This is a genomic window from Curtobacterium sp. C1, assembly GCF_021049325.1.
Taxonomy (GTDB): Bacteria; Actinomycetota; Actinomycetes; order Actinomycetales; family Microbacteriaceae; genus Curtobacterium; species Curtobacterium citreum.
This window is the reverse complement of the sequence record NZ_CP088076.1, coordinates 3327933-3345140: the sequence shown is the minus strand read 5'-3', so window position 1 is coordinate 3345140 and position 17208 is coordinate 3327933. Positions and strand designations below refer to the sequence as shown.

At 73.0% G+C, this 17208-nt stretch carries 17 protein-coding genes; 14 read left to right on the top strand and 3 right to left on the bottom strand.

Annotated features, from left to right (window positions below):
- Nucleotides 1-46 precede the first annotated feature (46 nt).
- From LQK89_RS16050 to LQK89_RS16025, 6 genes are all read left to right on the top strand, one after another.
- Nucleotides 47-2182, top strand: coding sequence for a glycosyltransferase family 39 protein (locus LQK89_RS16050; protein WP_231049679.1), 2136 nt, complete (start codon nucleotides 47-49; stop codon nucleotides 2180-2182).
- Between the two features lie 161 nt (nucleotides 2183-2343).
- Nucleotides 2344-3504 carry a GNAT family N-acetyltransferase gene (locus LQK89_RS16045; protein ID WP_231049678.1) on the top strand — a complete coding sequence of 387 codons (1161 nt, stop codon included), beginning with the start codon at nucleotides 2344-2346 and terminating at the stop codon, nucleotides 3502-3504.
- Nucleotides 3505-3506: 2 nt separating this feature from the next.
- Nucleotides 3507-4244: an alpha/beta hydrolase gene (locus LQK89_RS16040; protein ID WP_231049677.1), complete on the top strand. Its 738-nt coding sequence runs from the start codon at nucleotides 3507-3509 to the stop codon at nucleotides 4242-4244.
- Nucleotides 4245-4564: 320 nt separating this feature from the next.
- Nucleotides 4565-5314, top strand: coding sequence for an HAD family hydrolase (locus LQK89_RS16035; RefSeq protein ID WP_144803805.1), 750 nt, complete (start codon nucleotides 4565-4567; stop codon nucleotides 5312-5314).
- Nucleotides 5315-5377: 63 nt separating this feature from the next.
- On the top strand, nucleotides 5378-7888 hold the full coding sequence (locus tag LQK89_RS16030) for a glycoside hydrolase family 65 protein (RefSeq protein WP_058740729.1): 2511 nt from the start codon (nucleotides 5378-5380) through the stop codon (nucleotides 7886-7888).
- Between the two features lie 181 nt (nucleotides 7889-8069).
- On the top strand, nucleotides 8070-8837 hold the full coding sequence (locus LQK89_RS16025) for an SDR family NAD(P)-dependent oxidoreductase (RefSeq protein ID WP_058740730.1): 768 nt from the start codon (nucleotides 8070-8072) through the stop codon (nucleotides 8835-8837).
- 10 nt (nucleotides 8838-8847) lie between these two features.
- Here LQK89_RS16025 and LQK89_RS16020 read toward each other — a convergent pair whose 3' ends face one another.
- Together LQK89_RS16020 and LQK89_RS16015 are read right to left on the bottom strand one after the other, a co-directional pair.
- A complete protein-coding gene (locus LQK89_RS16020; protein WP_231049676.1) occupies nucleotides 8848-9243 on the bottom strand; it encodes a VOC family protein in 396 nt (131 codons plus the stop codon).
- Nucleotides 9240-9755, bottom strand: a complete 516-nt coding sequence (locus LQK89_RS16015; protein ID WP_174777303.1) for a DUF1697 domain-containing protein — start codon at nucleotides 9753-9755, stop codon at nucleotides 9240-9242. Before LQK89_RS16015 ends, LQK89_RS16020 begins: the two co-directional genes overlap by 4 nt.
- A gap of 97 nt (nucleotides 9756-9852) precedes the next feature.
- Between LQK89_RS16015 and LQK89_RS16010 the strand changes: the two genes are divergently transcribed.
- The 5 genes from LQK89_RS16010 to LQK89_RS15990 all read left to right on the top strand — a co-directional run bounded on the left by LQK89_RS16010 (nucleotide 9853) and on the right by LQK89_RS15990 (nucleotide 13074).
- Nucleotides 9853-10425, top strand: a complete 573-nt coding sequence (locus LQK89_RS16010; RefSeq protein WP_058740733.1) for an ArsR/SmtB family transcription factor — start codon at nucleotides 9853-9855, stop codon at nucleotides 10423-10425.
- Complete coding sequence (locus tag LQK89_RS16005) at nucleotides 10422-11684, top strand: MFS transporter (protein WP_231049675.1); 1263 nt, start codon at nucleotides 10422-10424, stop codon at nucleotides 11682-11684. The genes LQK89_RS16010 and LQK89_RS16005 overlap by 4 nt, the downstream gene beginning before the upstream one ends.
- Before the next feature lie 72 nt (nucleotides 11685-11756).
- The gene (locus tag LQK89_RS16000) at nucleotides 11757-12221 is read left to right on the top strand and encodes a prevent-host-death protein (RefSeq protein ID WP_175326865.1); all 465 of its coding nucleotides are present in this window, start codon (nucleotides 11757-11759) and stop codon (nucleotides 12219-12221) included.
- Nucleotides 12222-12224: 3 nt separating this feature from the next.
- On the top strand, nucleotides 12225-12566 hold the full coding sequence (locus LQK89_RS15995; protein WP_231049674.1) for a hypothetical protein: 342 nt from the start codon (nucleotides 12225-12227) through the stop codon (nucleotides 12564-12566).
- 43 nt (nucleotides 12567-12609) lie between these two features.
- The gene (locus LQK89_RS15990) at nucleotides 12610-13074 is read left to right on the top strand and encodes a hypothetical protein (RefSeq protein WP_058740737.1); all 465 of its coding nucleotides are present in this window, start codon (nucleotides 12610-12612) and stop codon (nucleotides 13072-13074) included.
- Nucleotides 13075-13218: 144 nt separating this feature from the next.
- Here LQK89_RS15990 and LQK89_RS15985 read toward each other — a convergent pair whose 3' ends face one another.
- Nucleotides 13219-14691: an NCS2 family permease gene (locus LQK89_RS15985; RefSeq protein ID WP_174777305.1), complete on the bottom strand. Its 1473-nt coding sequence runs from the start codon at nucleotides 14689-14691 to the stop codon at nucleotides 13219-13221.
- A gap of 150 nt (nucleotides 14692-14841) precedes the next feature.
- On the opposite strand from LQK89_RS15985, the gene folE reads away from it, so the two are divergent.
- The 3 genes from folE to LQK89_RS15970 are packed head-to-tail and all read left to right on the top strand — an operon-like array spanning nucleotide 14842 to nucleotide 17140.
- Complete coding sequence (folE, locus tag LQK89_RS15980) at nucleotides 14842-15465, top strand: GTP cyclohydrolase I (protein WP_231049673.1); 624 nt, start codon at nucleotides 14842-14844, stop codon at nucleotides 15463-15465.
- Nucleotides 15462-16400, top strand: coding sequence for a dihydropteroate synthase (gene folP, locus LQK89_RS15975; RefSeq protein ID WP_114849312.1), 939 nt, complete (start codon nucleotides 15462-15464; stop codon nucleotides 16398-16400). The genes folE and folP overlap by 4 nt, the downstream gene beginning before the upstream one ends.
- Complete coding sequence (locus tag LQK89_RS15970; RefSeq protein WP_231049672.1) at nucleotides 16397-17140, top strand: pyrimidine reductase family protein; 744 nt, start codon at nucleotides 16397-16399, stop codon at nucleotides 17138-17140. Before folP ends, LQK89_RS15970 begins: the two co-directional genes overlap by 4 nt.
- Nucleotides 17141-17208: the final 68 nt, after the last annotated feature.

Below are 17208 nucleotides of genomic sequence, written 5' to 3'. Positions count from 1 at the left end.
AGGCAGCAGCGGGCGTCCGCGAACCTCCGCGCCGCACGCTCGGGACATGACCGAGACGATCCCCGCCGAGCGACCCCGCCTGCTGCCACCACCCACCCGCCCCCACGGTGTCCGGGAGCGCCTGGTCGGTCTCGTCCGGGGCCGGGCCGACGCCGCCCGGTGGGAGCGTCCGGCGTTCCTCGGCCTGCTGCTCGCGACGGGCGTGCTCTACGTCGTGAACCTCAGCGTGAACGGCTGGGCGAACGCGTTCTACACGGCGGCCGTCCAGGCGGGCAGCCAGAGCTGGGAGGCGTTCTTCTACGGGTCCTCCGACGCCGCGAACGCGATCACGGTCGACAAGCCACCGGCGTTCCTGTGGGTGATCGGCATCTCGGTGCGGCTGTTCGGGCTGAACTCATGGGCGGTCCTCATGCCGCAGGCGCTGATGGGGGTCGCGTCGGTCGCGGTCCTGTACCGGATCGTCCGGCGGCGGTTCTCGGCCGGGGCCGCGCTCGTCGCGGGGGCGGTGCTCGCCACGACGCCGGTGGCGACGCTGATGTTCCGCTACGACAACCCCGACGCGCTGCTCGTGCTGCTGACCGTCGGCGCGATCGCCCTGACCCTGCGCGGTGTCGAATCGGGCCGGATGCGCTGGGTGGTCTGGGCCGGGGTGCTCGTCGGGCTCGGGTTCCTGACGAAGCAGCTGCAGGCGTTCCTCGTGCTCCCGCCGCTCGTCGGCGTGTACCTCGTCGCGTCGCCCCGGCCGGTCCTCCGGCGGATCGGGCACCTGCTCGCCGCGGCGCTCGCCGTGGTGGTGTCCGCCGGGTGGTGGGTCGCGATCGTCGAGCTCGTGCCGGCGTCGGCCCGGCCGTACGTCGGCGGCTCGCAGACGAACAGCTTCCTCGAGCTGACCTTCGGCTACAACGGCCTCGGTCGGGTCACGGGCGACGAGACCGGCAGCGTCGTCCCCGGCGGTACCACCGGTGCGGGGTCGTGGGGATCGACCGGGCTGACACGGCTGTTCGGTTCGGAGTTCGGCACGCAGGTCACGTGGCTCCTGCCGACCGCGCTCGCCCTGTTCGTGGTCGCCCTCGTCGCGGTCGGGGTCCGGCGGCGGACCGACCCTCGGCTCGCGACCGTGCTCGTGCTGGGCGGGTCCCTGCTCGTCACGGGCCTGGTGTTCAGCTTCATGGGCGGGATCTTCCACCCCTACTACACGGTGGCCCTCGCGCCGTACATCGCCGGACTGGTCGGCGTCGGCGCCGGACTGCTCTGGCAGCGCCGGGGCGAGCTCGCCTGGCGCATGGTCGCCGCGGCCGTCGTGGCGCTCTCCGGGGCGTGGTCGTTCGCCCTGCTGTCCCAGGCGTCGTCGTGGCAGCCCTGGATCCGGTGGGTGGTCGTGGCCGCGACCCTCGCCGGGGCGGTGCTCGTCCAGCTGCCGCCGCGGGGTCGTGGTCTCGCCGGTGCCACGGTCGCCACCGTGCTCGTCGCGGCGTTGCTCGGTCCGACGGCGTTCTCGGTGCAGACCACCACGGTCGGGCACACCGGGGCGCTGCCGACGGCCGGACCGAGCGTCTCATCCGGCGGCTTCGGCGGCGGTCGAGGCGGTGCCCCCGGTGGGCAGGGCGGCCCCGGCGGCCAGGGCGGGCCCGGTGGGCAGACCGGGACCGGCGGCCAGGGCGGCCCCGGAAGCCAGAACGGGACCGGAACGGCTGGGCAGGGAGGCCCCGGCGGGGCGACGGGCGCGACGGTACCCGGCGGCCAGGCCGACGGCGGCTCGCAGACGCAGACGCAGGGCCAGGCACCCACCCGCGGCACCGGCGGCGGCATGAACCTGCTCGGCGGGTCCACCGAGGTGTCGGACGCCGTGGTGTCCGCCCTGAGCGCCGACGCCGACGACTACACCTGGGCGGCCGCCACGGTCGGGTCGAACAGCGCCGCCAGCTACCAACTCGCGACGGGCGACCCGGTGATGGCGATCGGCGGCTACAACGGCACCGACCCCGCGCCGACCCTGAAGGAGTTCCAGCGGCTCGTCGCGGCGGGGAAGATCCACTGGTTCGTCGGCGGCAGCTCGGGCGCCGGGGGCTCGAACAGCAGCGGGAGCGACGCCGCCGAGCAGATCGCCGAGTGGGTCGCCGCGCACTACGAGGCCGAGACGGTCGACGGCGTCACGATGTACGACCTGACGCCGACCTCCTGACCCGCACGGTGTCGCCCGGGTCCCGCGCGGCCCCATCGGTGGAGCAGAAGACGTCGGGTGGTCCAGGGCGCACCCGACGTCTTCTGCTCCACCACGGCCCGGGGGCGTCCAGGCCGGTGCTGCCGGCGGCGGCCCGGCGGTGGCGGCGGTACCGTCGAGCCGTGACGATCGCGCTCCGCCGGGTGACGGCCGAAGACTGGGCCACGTGGCGCCCCGTCCGGCTCGCCGCCCTCACCGACGCCCCGGAGGCCTTCGGCTCCCGGCTCGCCGACTGGCAGGACGCCCCCGAGGACCGCTGGCGCGGCCGACTGTCGCTGCCGGGCGCGGTCGACCTGCTCGCGGTCGAGCACGACCGGTCACCCGAGCAGGCGCCCGAGCGCACGCCCGAACCCGCGCCCGGCCGCCCCGTCGGCATGGCGACCGGCGTCCCGTCCGCAGAGGACCCCGCGGTCGCCGAGCTCATCTCGATGTGGGTCGCCCCGGAGGCCCGTGGTCGCGGCCTCGCCCGCACGCTCATCGACGCCGTCGCCCGAGCGATGGCCGAGCACGGTGCCGCTCGCCTCGAGCTCGCCGTGATGCCGGACAACCACCGCGCCCGACGGACCTACGAGCGCGCCGGCTTCACCCTGACCGACACCCCGGGCGACGAACTCCCGGACGGCCGGCACGAGCTCGTGATGGTCCGCGGGCTCGCAGCCGAGCGCACCCTGCTCGCCTACGAACGCGGAGCCGACCGCTACGCCGAGCGCACCGACGACCACCGCGCGGGCCTCGTCGACGACCTGCTGGCCCTGGTCCCCGCCGGGTCGCACGTGCTCGAGCTCGGGTCGGGCCCGGGTCGGGACGCGGACGCCCTCGAGGCCGCGGGTCTCCGCGTCGACCGCACCGACGGCGCCGCCGCCTTCGTCGACCGTCTCCGGGCGGCCGGACACGACGCGCGCCTGCTCGACGTCCGGGACGACGACGGCCCTCGCGACGCGGGCGGGGTCCCGACGCCCTGGGGCGGCCCGTACGACGCCGTGTTCGCCAACGCCGTCCTGCTGCACGTGGACCGGGACGACACCGGCCCGGTCCTCGACCGCGCCCGCCGCGCGGTCCGCCCCGGCGGCGTCCTCGCCGCCACGGTCAAGCGCGGCGACGGCGACGGGTGGAGCGACCGCAAGCTCGACGATCCCCGCTGGTTCACCTACTGGACCGAGGACGCCCTCGCCGCCGTGGTCACCGCCGCCGGCTGGCGCGGGGTCACCGTCCGCGAGACCACCCGTCCCGGCGCCGACGAGCGCTGGTTGACCGTCACGGCCCACAGGCCGGAGGAGGACTGACCGTGCACCGTGCCCGCAGGTGGACCGCCTGGACCCTGGCCGTCGTCGTGCTGCTCGCGGTGGTGTTCCTCGTGTACGCCAACACCGTCATGCAGGGCACCCGGAGCGCTGCGCTGCAGGTGTGGCGCGACGACCGCGTGGCGGTCCGTGACGTCGGCGACGCCGTGCTGATGACCCCGACCGGCACCGCGGACGGGACCGGCATCGTGTTCATCCCCGGCGCGAAGGTCGATCCGTACGCGTACATGGCGACGTTCCGGCAGGTCGTCGCCGCGGGGACGACGGTCGTCATCACGAAGCCGACGCTGAACCTGGCGTTCTTCGACACCCGCCCGCTCGCGACGTTCGAGGCGCACGCCCCGCGCGTCACGACGTGGGCCGTCGGCGGGCACTCCCTCGGCGGGGTCCGCGCGTGCCAGCTCGCGCAGGACGCCGACGGCCTGCTGCTCCTCGGCAGCTACTGCGCGAACGACATCGCCCGCTCGTACATCGACGTCCTCAGCGTCTCCGGGTCGCGGGACGGGCTGTCGACGCCGGACAAGGTCGCCGCTGCGCGCGACCAGCTGCCCACCACCGCGCGGATGGTCGAGGTCCAGGGCGCGAACCACGCCGACTTCGGCGCCTACGGCGACCAGCCCGGCGACCGGCCGGCGACGATCTCGCGTGCCGAGGCGCGCGCCCAGATCAGCGCGGCGATCGAGGACTGGGTGCGCACGCTCCGCGGCCGCACCCTGCGTTGACGCGACCGCTCGAGGCGAGCGGCTGACGGACGGGAGGTACGGGGCGGGGTCGACCCGTGCCTCCCGTCCGTCATCCACGCACCTTGGTGCGCGTTCCTGCCCATCGCACCCGACATGGGAGACCGATCCGCGCGTCGGAGGACGGGAGGAACGACGTTCGACGCGCGGAACGGCACCCGATGCGCGGAACGGCAACCGTCGCGCGGATCGGCACCCGGTGAACGGTTCTCCACACCTGCCCGGCGAGCCTGGGTGTCCGGGCTGGAGCGGTCCTAGACTCGATCCGAGCCGAACCGATCACCGCGAGCAGAGGATCCCCGATGACGATGCCGGACCGGCGCACCCCCGCGCGACTCGCCGACACGCGAGCGCTCCTGTTCGACCTCGACGGCGTCCTCACGCCGACGGCCGACGTGCACATGCGCGCCTGGAGCCGGCTGTTCACCCCGTACCTGGCCGCACACGGCGTCGCGCCGTACACCGAGCAGGACTACTTCGACTCGATCGACGGCAAGCCCCGCTACGACGGGGTCCGCTCGTTGCTCGCCTCGCGCGGGATCGAGCTGCCCGAGGGCACCCCGGACGACGCCCCCGACGCCGACACGGTGTGCGGGCTCGGCAACCGCAAGAACGCCGAGTTCACCGCCGAGCTGACCGAGCACGGCGTCGAGCCGTACCCGGGCTCCCTGCGCTTCCTCACCGCCGCGATCGACGCCGGGGTGCAGGTCGCCGTGGTGTCGAGCTCCGCGAACGCCACCCAGGTGCTCCGCACGGCGGGCATCCTCGACCGCTTCCAGGTCGTCGTCGACGGGCTCGTCGCGCGGCAGGACGGCCTCGCCGGCAAGCCCGCGCCGGACACGTACCTCGACGCCGCGGAGCGCCTCGGACGGACCGCCGCCGAGTGCGTCGTGGTCGAGGACGCCACGAGCGGCGTCGAAGCCGGCCGGAACGGTGCCTTCGGCCTGGTCGTCGGTGTCGACCGCGGCGCCGGCGCGGACGCCCTCCGCGCGCACGGTGCCGACGTCGTCGTCAGCGACCTCGACGAGCTCGTCGACCAGCTCCCCGCCTGACCACGCGACCCCATCGCGGCACCACCCCACCCACCCCGCACTCCCTCCCACGGAGCACACTGCATGAACCCCATCACCTCCGACCCCCTGGACCGCGTCCGCTACCCGGTGGACGAGTGGGCGCTCGTCGAGACCGAGTACGCCCCCGACGAGCAGGGCGTCGCGGAGACGAACTTCGCCGTCGGCAACGGGTACCTGGGCCTGCGCGGCAACCTCGACGAGGGCCGCGGCGGCGTCCAGTACGGCACGTACGTCAACGGCTTCCACGAGACGTGGCCGATCCGGCACGCCGAGGACGCGTTCGGCTTCGCCAAGACCGGACAGACCATCATCAACGCACCGGACGCCAAGGTGATCCGGCTCTACGTCGACGACGAGCCGCTCGTCCTGGCCGAGGCCGACATCCTGCGGCACACCCGGCGCCTCGACTTCCGCGGCGGGTACCTGTACCGCGAGACGGAGTGGTCGACGCCGTCCGGCAAGCGGGTGCTCATCCGCTCCCGCCGGCTGGTGTCCTTCACCGACCGGCACCTGGCGGTCATCGACTACGAGGTGACCGTGCTCGACGCGGACGCCTCGCTCCTGCTGTCGAGCCAGATCCTGAACCGCCAGGACGTCCAGGACGAGTACCACGCGGGCATGCGCGCCGCGGCGAACGCCTTCGACCCGCGCAAGGCCGAGGCGTTCACCGAGCGCGTGCTCGAGCCGAAGCTCAAGCGCAGCACCGCCGGCCGTTCCCTGCTGGGCTACCAGGCCGCGAGCTCGGGCATGACCATCTGCGTCGGGGTCGAGCACCACCTGGAGACCGACAACCACTGGGACGAGAGCTCCTCGATCGAGGACGACCTGGCCAAGCACGTCTACCGGGTGCAGGCACGCCGGGGCGTCCCGACGCGGCTGGTGAAGCACCTCGTCTACCACACGTCCCGCGGCGTGCCGGCGCGTGAACTCGGCGACCGCTGCGACCGGACGCTCGACCGGGCCCGCGCCGAGACGGTCGACCAGACGTTCGACAAGCAGCGCGCCTGGATGGACGACTACTGGACCCGCAGCGACGTCGAGATCCCCGGGCAGCCGGAGATCCAGCAGGCCGTCCGCTGGAACCTGTTCATGCTCGCGCAGGCGACCGCTCGGACCGACGGGCACGGCATCGCGGCGAAGGGCGTCACCGGGTCCGGGTACGGCGGGCACTACTTCTGGGACATGGAGATCTACGTCCTGCCGTTCCTGTCGTACACGGCACCGATCGCCGCCCGGAACGCGCTGCGCTTCCGCTACAACATGCTCGACGCCGCCCGCTCCCGGGCCCGCGAGCTGAACCAGCGCGGGGCCTTGTTCCCGTGGCGGACGATCAACGGCGAGGAGTCCTCGGCGTACTACGCCGCGGGTACCGCGCAGTACCACATCGACGCGGACATCGCCCACGCGCTCATGCAGTACGTGCGCGCCTCGGGGGACCGCGACTTCCTCAAGCGCGGAGCGATCGACATCCTGGTCGAGACCGCACGGCTGTGGGCGGACCTGGGCTTCTGGCGTTCGAACGGCGACAAGAAGTTCCACATCGACGGCGTCACCGGGCCGGACGAGTACACGACGGTCGTCGACGACAACCTCTACACGAACGTCATGGCCCGGGCGAACCTGTGGTTCGCCGTCAACGCCTGCCACGAGCTCGCCGTCGACGACCCGGAGGAGTACGGCCGCATGGTCCGGCGCACCGGCCTCGACCCGGCCGAGGTCGTCGAGTGGGAGCACGCCGCCGAGTCGATGGAGATCCCGTTCGACCCGCACCGCGGCATCCACCCCCAGGACGCCCAGTTCCTCGACAAGGAGCTCTGGGACCTCGAGAACACGCCCGACTCCAAGCGCCCCCTGCTGCTGCACTACCACCCGCTGGTGATCTACCGGTTCCAGGTGCTCAAGCAGGCGGACGTCGTGCTCGCGCTGTTCCTGCAGGGTCACGAGTTCACCGCGGCCGAGAAGCGCCGGGACTTCGACTACTACGACGCCCTGACGACCGGCGACTCGACCCTGTCCGCGGTCGTCCAGTCGATCATGGCGGCCGAGGTCGGCTACCACGACCTGGCGGCGCAGTACTTCCAGACGGCGCTGTACGTCGACCTCGCCGACCTGCACGGCAACACCGCGGACGGCGTGCACATCGCCTCGACCGGTGGCATCTGGGGTGCGCTCGTCAACGGCTTCGGCGGCATGCGCGACCACGGCGGACGGATGTCGTTCAACCCGCGCCTGCCGAAGGACTGGGACCGCCTGACCTACCGCCTGACGGTGCACGGCTCTCGGATCCGCGTCGACCTCGAGGAAGAGCAGATGACCTTCACGGTCGAGACCGGCGACGGCTTCACCGCGTGGGTGCACAACCAGCAGTGGGAGGTCCCGGCCGGCGAGCCGACCGTCGTCCCGCTGCCGCACCACGGGCCGCGGATGAGCGGGCACGCGCCGACGACCAGCGACATCCAGGGCACGTTGCGCGCGGACGGCTCGGTCATCACCGCGTCGATCCCGACCATCTCGCTCGACCGCGCGTTCGAGATCGACGAGACCACCGCCTGACGGCGGCCGGCACGACGGCGGCCGTACTGGAGGCGCGGTGCGGGTCCGTCCCGCACCGCGCCTCGTCCGTCGGGTCCGGCTGGCAACGCCCCCAGCCGTGCCCGGGCACCGTGGTCCCCCGTGCCCGCCCGGGCCGACGGCGTCTCCTGCGGCACTGACCGTGCAACGAGAGGAGACACACATGGACGAGCGGTTCGCGGGCAAGGTCGCGATCGTCACCGGAGCGGGATCGGGGATCGGGGAGGCCACCGCGCGCGCCTTCGTCGACGAGGGCGCCGCCGTGCTCCTGGTGGACAGCGTCGAGGAGAAGGTCCGGGCCGTCGCCGACTCGCTGCCGACGGGCCGCGCGGTCGCCGTGCGCGCCGACGTGGCCGACCCGGCAGCGTGGGAGACGATCGTGTCTGCAGCGGTCGACCGCTGGGACCGGGTCGACGTCCTCGTGAACAACGCGGGGACCTTCACCTCGGGCGACATCACCGACATCGAGCCGGACGAGTGGCGCCGGGTCATCGACACGGACCTGTCGAGCGTGTTCTACGGCACCCGTGCGGCGCTGCCGTTCCTCCGCGAGACGAAGGGCTCCGTCGTCAACACCTCGTCGGTGTCCGGGACGGACGCGGACTGGCGGATGAGCCCGTACAACGCCGCGAAGGGCGGCGTGACGAACTTCACGAAGGCCGCGGCGCTCGACAACGGGCAGTTCGGCGTGCGGGTGAACGCCGTCGCGCCCGGGCTCGTCTGGACGGACATGACCCAGCAGCAGGCGGAGGACGAGGAACTCCAGCACGCGTTCGCCGAGCGGGTGTCGCTCGGCCGCGGTGGGCGGCCCGAGGAGGTCGCCGCCGTGATCCTGTTCCTGGCGAGCGACGCCGCGAGCTACGTCACGGGCGCTGTGCTGCCCGTCGACGGTGGCACGACCGCGAGCAACGGCCAGCCCGCGCAGTCCTGAGCGCGGCGAATCAGTCCTCGACGTCGGCGACGACCTCGACCTTCACGCGCTCCGCGTCCTCGAGGAACGCCGCGTGGTGGTCGGGTCCACCGGCGTGCGGGTGCCGGTCCTCGTAGAGCCGTCGCCACCCGTGCCCCGGCGCCCCGGTCCAGATCCGTGCGACGTCGGCGGCGCTCCCGCCGTGCAGCGCGAGGTGGCTGAGGCCCGGCCGGCGTCGATCGTGTCCGCCGGGGAGCGGGGCGCGCTCCAGGACGAGGTACGTGTGGTCCAGTCGCCAGCTCCGGCCGTCCGGCCACTCCTGGAACGGCGCCCACCCGAGCGCGTCGAGCAGCCAGCCCCACGAGCGGACGGCGGCGTCGAGGTCCGCGACGCGGAACTCGACGTGGTGGAGACCGCGGCGGGTCACAGGAGCTTCCGGAGGGTGTTCGTGTTGCGGGTCGTCGTCGTGCGCTTGAAGCGTGCGGCGGCGGCCCGTCTCGCGAACGCGGTGTCGGTGCTGGAGCCCTTCGGGCACGACCAGTACACGACGCCGTCACCCCGCGCGACCCGTTCCACCGACTCGTCGACGGTCAGGTCCTCGAGCAGGGCGTCGAGCGCCGGGGCCGCTGAACCGAACACGACGTAGTCGTGCCGGTCGGGACCGGACGGGAACGGGAAGCCGTCGACGATCGCGGCGAGCCGGCCGTGCGGGACGAGCACGATCCAGGCGTCGTAGCCGAACCGGTCGCGCAAGGCCTGCTCGACGGCGCCCGTGACCGAGGCGGCGTCCCCGTCCGCGGTGAACACGACGTTGCCCGACGCGAGCACCGTGCGCACGTCCTCGTACCCGAGCTCGCGGAACAGCGCCGCGAGCTCCGCGCTCCGGATCGTGATCCCGTTGACGTTCACCCCGCGCAGCAGCGCGACCCACCTGGCCATGTCGGCACCGTAGCGCGCTCGACCGACGCGGGGCGATCCTCCAGTCCGATCCACAAGAAGTGTTGCGCAACGATTCTTGTGGATCTATCGTCGAGTCATGGACGTCCAGCGACTCGACGACGCAGCCCACATGCGGGCGCTCGCCCACCCGACCCGGCTGCGCATCGTCGGGCTGCTGCGCTCCGGCGGTCCGCAGACCGCTGCGATGCTCGGGGAGCAGGTGGACGAGGCGCCCGGGACGATCAGTTACCACTGCGGGCGACTCGCGACCGCGGGCTTCATCGAACCCGCGCCGGAACTCGGCACCGACCGACGTGAGCGCTGGTGGCGGGCCACGGCGCAGCACACGTCGTGGAACCTGGCCGACGCGTTCGACGACCCCGACCGGATGCTCGCCGCCACGGCGCTCGACCACACCGTCGCCCAGGCGTACGCCGACGAGTACCGGGCGTTCATCGACCACGTCCCGGCACTCGGTCGCGAGTGGGTCGCGGCCTCGAACAGCGGCGACCGGGTGCTCCGGCTGACGGTGGACGAACTGCGGGACCTCGGCGCCGAACTGCAGGGCGTGCTCGACCGGTGGGAGGCCGTCAGCGCCGACCACGTGGCGGGCGACGGCTCCGAGCGTGTGACGGCGGTCGTGCAGAGCTACCGGTCGGCACGGCCGTGAACGCGCGGTGGCGGCTGCGGTCGCTCCTCGCGGTGCAGGTCGTCTCGCGCACGGGCAACGTCGCGACGACCATCGCGGTGCCGTTCGTGGTGCTCTCGCGCGGTGGGTCCGCGACCGACGTCGGCATCGCGGCGTTCGCGGCGACGGTGCCGATCGTGCTCGGCGGGGCGTTCGGCGGCGTGCTCGTGGAGCGGTTCGGGTTCGTCCGGTCGAGCGTGGTGTCGGACCTCGTCAGCGCGGTGACCCTCGCCGCGGTCCCCCTCCTGGCGTGGACGGTCGGGCTGCCGTCGTGGGGACTGCTCGTGCTCGTGTTCCTCGGCGGCTTGTTCGACACCCCGGGGGAGTCCGGGCGACGGGTGCTCCTGCCGGGGCTCGCGACGGCCGCGGGTGTCCCGCTCGAACGGGCGGTCGGGCACTTCGAGGCGTCCGTCCGGTTCTCCGTGCTGCTCGGTGCGCCGGCTGCCGGGCTGCTCGTCGGGGCCGTCGGACCGCTGCCGGCGCTGGCGGTCACCGCGTCGGTCTTCGCGGCGGCGGCGGTGCTCGCGGTGCTGACGCTCCGCGGGGCGACGGTGCACCCGGCGCCGGACGCGGCGCCGGCCGAGCGTTCCGCGGGCTACTGGCGGGACCTCGGGGCCGGGCTGCGGTTCTGCGTGCGGGACCCGCTGTTCCGGCTCGTGATCGCCCTGGTGCTCGTGACGAACCTGCTCGACGCCGCACGGTCCACAGCGCTGCTCCCGCTCTACGCCGACCGGGTGCTCGACGGCGCACAGTCGCTCGGCATCGTCAGCGGGACCTACGGCGGGGCGGCGTTCCTCGGGTCGCTCGCGTTCGGGTACGTGGCGCACCGGCTGCCGCGCCGGATCACGTTCGTGGTCTGCTTCGTGCTCGCCGGCGGGCCGTCGCTCGTGGTGCCGGCACTCGGGCTCGGGCTGCCGTGGATGCTCGGTGCGTGCGCGGTGTCCGGGCTCGCGGCCGGGGCGCTCAACCCCATCCTCGGCGCGGTCGAGCTCGAGCGGATCCCGGGGCCGATGCGGGCCCGGGTGTTCGGGTTGCTGTCCGCGGGGTCGTGGGCGGGCATCCCCCTCGGCGGGCTCTTCGGCGGGATCGCGGCGGACGGCATCGGCGTTACGGCGACGTTCGGTGTCGTGGCGGTGGTCTACACGGTGGTCACGCTGTCGCCGTTGCTCGGGGGGTCGTGGCGGTTGATGGAGCGGCGTGCGGCCGAGGCCCCAGCGCGGCTGCCGGTGCCGACGGCATGAGGTGGCGAGTCTCCTCCACGGCCGGGCCGGCAGCCGCTTGTGTTCAGAACGTGTTCTGAATACTGTTGCTGCATGACCCTCACCGCGCCCGTGCGCCGACGTCGCTCCGTCCAGTCCTCGGACCTGTCCCGGCACGCCAAGGACGTCTTCGCCGCGGCGGAGACCGAGCCGCTCGAGGTCACCCGTCGCGACGGCAAGCCTCTCGTCCTCACCACCAAGGAGCGTTCCGACGACGACGAGGCCGTGCTCGACATCGCTGCACAGCTGATCGCAGCGATCACCGTGGACGACCGACTGCCCCTGCACGACCGCCTGGCGATCCCGTACCCGTGGATCAAGCTCCTCAGCGGCGAGGACCAGAAGCGGTTCGCGAAGGAGATCGTGGAGATCGCCCGCGGCTCGTTCTCCCTCCGGCAGCCCCGGGCCCTGCTGCTCGAGATGCAGGCGTGGCGCAACTCGGCCGAGGCCATCGCGGCCGGGTGGGACCGATCGGTCCCGGACCCCCTCGACGAACCCATCGCGGTCGACCGTCCCTGAGTCGTGGCGCGCCGCAGTGCCGTCCCGCGCCCGGTCCGGACGACGGAGTACACGATCGTCTTCGCCACGAGATCGGCGGAGTCCGGCTGGCGAGACCTCGTCGCCACCCAACGGAACGCGGTCGCCACGGCCTGGGACCGGCTGTCCGCCGATCCGCTGACGGAGGACCTGGCGTGCCACGCGCTCCGCGGGGAGCTCGGTACCGTCGCGCACGCGGGTCGCTCGTGGACACGACGGCAGATCGAGCTCAAGCGCGGTGCGCGGATCTGGTTCGTCGTCGACGAGACCGAGCGGGTCGTGCACCTGCTGGACGTCCACACCCACCACCCGAACGCCACGAAGTGACTCGCTCGGAGCGCCCCGAGCACCGCTCCGGTAGACGGGGTGCATGACTGACGAGCGACACGACGACGGCCAGGGTCCCGACGACGCGCACCAGGTACCGGAGGGGGTGTCCGAGGCGACCGTCGAGGCCCTCGGCACGCTGTCGGCCGCCCTCGAGGTGCTCGAGCACGCCCGTGGCCTGCTCTACGGGTTCCACCGGCTGACGGGGACGGCGGACCTCAACCTCGGGGACGCAGTCGAGCAGCTCCGGAAGGCGGGTCACACCGAGCTCGCGGAGCGGATCGACACCGAGCTGGTGGGGCGGAACGTCATCGACGGGCGGTGGACGTTCCAGATCGTCGAGGACTACGACGACAACTACTACGCGCTCGCCAAGGAGCTCGAGCAGACCGCTCGCGACCAGCTCGTCGGTGGGAAGCGCCACCTGTACGAAGCGAGCATGAAGGAGGACCGGCGCACGGACGGCCGGCGCCGCCACGAGGCCAAGCCGGCGGACCTGCGGGACTGACCCCGAGCCTCCAGGCCGGACTGCCGGACGGTCTCTTCGCGAAACGCAACGTGGGCGGCTCCGCGCAGCGGAATGTCGCTGCGAGGAACCGCCCACGTTGCGTCTTGCGGGAACGAGCCGGGACGAACCGGCGAGCCGGCCCCGCTACCCCACCCCGAGCAGGGCCTCGAGCGGGCCGCGCGCGAAGTACAGCAGGAAGCCCGCGGCGACGACGTAGAGCAGCCACGAGACCTCGCGCCCGCGGCCGGACAGCAGCTTGATGAGCACCCAGCTGATGAAGCCCGCACCGATGCCGTTCGCGATCGAGTACGTCAGCGGCATCACGACGATCGTCAGGAACGCCGGCAGCGCCGCCCCGAAGTCCGTCCACTCGATGTCCTTCACCTGCGCCACCATGAGCGCACCGACGACGACGAGCCCGGCGGCCGCGACCTCGAGCGGCACGACCTGGGTCAGCGGCGTGAGGAACATCGACGCCAGGAACAGCAGCCCCGTCACGACCGAGGCCATGCCCGTGCGGGCGCCCTCGCCGATGCCCGACGCGGAGTCGATGAACACCGTGTTCGACGACACCGAGGCACCACCGCCGGCGATCGCCCCGGCGCCCTCGACGACGAGCGCGGACTTCAGGCGCGGGAAGGTTCCGTCGGGCTTCGCGACCCCGGCGGCCTTCGCCAGCCCGGTCATCGTGCCCATGGCGTCGAAGAAGTTCGTGAACACGAGCGTGAAGACGAGCATCGACGCGGCGACCGGACCGATGCGGGTGAACGCCCCGAACACGTCCGCGTGCCCGACGAGCGACAGGTCTGGCAGCGCGAAGAACGCACTCGGCAGCCCCGGTGCGTTGAGGTTCCAGCCGGTCGGCGAGTCCACCGAGGTCGGGACCTTGAAGATCGCCTGCAGGACGATCGCGACGATCGTCGTGCCGATGATGCCGATGAGCAGCGCACCCTTGACCTTGCGCGCCATGAGCGTGCCGATGACGACCAGGCCGATCAGGAACACGATCGTCGGCAGGGCCGCGACGGAGCCGTCCTCGCCGAGCTGCAGCGGCGGCGACGCGTTCTTCGTGGTGCGCACGAAGCCCGAGTCGACGAGCCCGATGAAGGCGATGAACAGGCCGATGCCGACCGTGATCGCGGCCTTGAGCTGCGCGGGCACCGCCGTGAAGATCATCGTCCGGATGCCGGTCAGCGCCAGGATGACGATCACCACGCCGTTGATGACGACCAGGCCCATCGCCTCGGCCCAGGTCACCTGGTGCACGACGCTCACGGCGAGGAACGAGTTGATCCCGAGCCCCGCTGCGATGCCGAACGGCAGGTTCGCGACGAGTCCCATCGCGATCGTCATGACCCCGGCCACGAGGCCGGTGGCCGCGGCGACCTGGGCGTTCTGCAGCCAGCCACCGAGGACGTCGTGCGGCGCCTGGTCCTGGCTGAACCCACCGAGGATGAGCGGGTTGAGGATGACGATGTACGCCATCGTCACGAACGAGACGAGGCCACCACGGACCTCGCGGGGGATGCTCGACCCGCGCTGCGTGATCGAGAAGAAGCGGTCGAGGCCGGATGCGAAGCGGTTCCGGGGCGGGGTGTCGGTCTGCTGGGCGCTCACCGAAGGAGTTTACAGAACGCTGGGAGTGCGGCGGGTCGCGCTGGTACGGCGGTCACCGATCCGGCCGGGAGGCACGCCCCACCTGGACGGGGTACGGCACCCCGGGTGCCGGGTCGCGTTCTGCGGCCAGACACGGTGTTGGATGAACAGGTGAACGAACGTCTGGACCGCGCGCGCATCGAAGCCGCCGTGCGCGAGCTCCTCCTCGCCGTGGGCGACGACCCCGACCGCCCCGAGCTCGAGCGGACGCCGGCCCGCGTCGCCGACTCCTACGCCGAGTTCTTCGCCGGCATCGGGGTCGACGCGACCGCGATCGCCCGGGACGGCGCCGTGCACTCCGAGGACGGCGAGCGCGGCCAGCTCGTGGTCGTCCGCGAGGTCCGGTTCCGCTCGATGTGCGAGCACCACCTGCTGCCCTTCATCGGGGTCGCGCACCTGGCGTACGCACCGGGGGAGCAGCTCATCGGCCTCGGCACCCTGTCCCGCGTCCTCGACGCCGTGGCCTCGCGCCCGCAGCTGCAGGAGCGGCTCGGCGAGCAGGTCGCGGCGGCCGTGGCCGAGGGGCTCGACGCCGCGGGCGTGCTCGTCGTGCTCGACGCCCGGCACCAGTGCGTCACCGCGCGGGGCGAACGGCAGTCGGGGTCGTCGACGGTGACCGTCGCGGCGACCGGCAGCCTCGCCGAGGCCGCGGGCCGTGCCGAGGCGATCGCGCTCATCGGCGCGGGTGCGGGCGCTGCCATGGCTGCCGGGACCGACCACGGGGCGGACGCATGACGACCGAGCAGCCGGCCACGAGCCTCCCGGCCGTGTCCACCGCACCCGGCTGGGTGGTGCCGGACCTGCGCGACCCGATCCGCACCATCGGCCGCCGCACCTTCGACTTCGACCACCGCGTCGCCGTCATGGCGATCGTCAACCGCACGCCGGACTCGTTCCACGACAAGGGCGCGACCTTCGCGCTCGACCGGGCCGTCGAGGCCGCCGTGCGCGCCGCCGACCAGGGCGCCGACTGGGTGGACATCGGCGGGGTGAAGTTCGCACCCGGCCCGGAGCTGTCCGCCGCGGACGAGCTCGACCGCGTCCTGCCGGTCGTGTCCCAGCTCGCGCAGCAGTCCGACGTCGTCATCTCGGTCGACACCTTCCGACCCGAGGTCGCCGCGGCGACGATCGCGGCCGGGGCCAGCGTCGTCAACGACACGACCGGACTCTCCGACCCGCGGATGGCGTCCGTGGTCGCGGACTCCGACGCGACCATCGTCATCACGCACTCGACCGCGCCGCCCCGGCAGCACCTGCCAGAGCCGCCGACGTACGCGGACGTGACCGCCTCGGTGGTGGCGTTCCTGCAGGAGCGCGTGGACCGGGCACTCGCCGCGGGCATCCCCGAGTCGCGGATCATCGTCGACCCGGGGCACGACCTCAACAAGAACACCGTGCACACGCTCGAGGTCACGCGGCGGCTGCCCGAGGTCGTCGCGCTCGGCTACCCGGTGCTCGCTGCGGTGTCGAACAAGGACTTCGTGGGGGAGTCGCTCGGACGCCCCCGTGGCGAGCGCCTGCCCGGATCCCTGGCTGCCGCGACCGTCAGCGCGATGCTCGGCGCCCGGATCGTCCGGATGCACGACGTGGTCGAGAGCGTCGACGCCATGCGCATGGTCGAGGCGGTCCTCGGCTGGCGCGAACCCGTGGAAGCGAGGCACAACACGTGACCGTCCTGCCCCCGTCCGTCGCGGACCTGTCCGACGACGACCTGCTCGAGCTCTACACCGCCTCCGTGCCCGAGGGGCCGTGGCTGCGCGTGAACTTCGTGGCGACGCTCGACGGGTCGGCCTCCGCCTCGGGCCGCACCGCCTCGCTCGGCGGGGACGACGACCTGCGGGTGTTCGACCTGCTCCGCCGGACCGCCGACGTGGTGCTGGTCGCCGCGGGGACCGTGCGCGACGAGGCGTACGGCCCGATGGTGCTGCAAGACGCCGACGTGGCGTGGCGCCGGGCGCACGGGATGCCCGACCACCCGGTCTTCGCGATCGTGACGAACTCGGCGTCGATGGACGCGTCGTCGCGGGTCTTCACCGAGGCGCCGGTGCGACCGATCGTGCTGACCTCTGGGTCGGGAGCCGCGTCGTCGTCCGGGAAGGCCCTGGCGTCCGTCGCGGACGTGGTGGAGTGCGGCTCCACTGCTGTGGACGTGGATGCGCTGCGGGACGCCCTGGCTGCGCGGGGGCTGGACCGGATCCACTGCGAGGGCGGGCCGTCGTTCCTCGGGGCGCTCGTGGCGGCGGACGCGGTGGACGAACTGACGCTGACGATCGACCCGTCGCTCGAGGGCGGGGAGGGGCCGCGGATCGCGACCGGGTCCTCGCCGGAGCTGCGGCGGATGCGGCCGGCGCACGTGCTGCTCGGCGACGGCGGGGTGCTGCTGACGCGGTGGGTGCGGGCGCGGGGGTGACGCGGGGCGGCACGCGGGTGGGGCGGTGCGCTGCGGTGCCGAGTCTCGTGGTGGCGGACACGACTCGC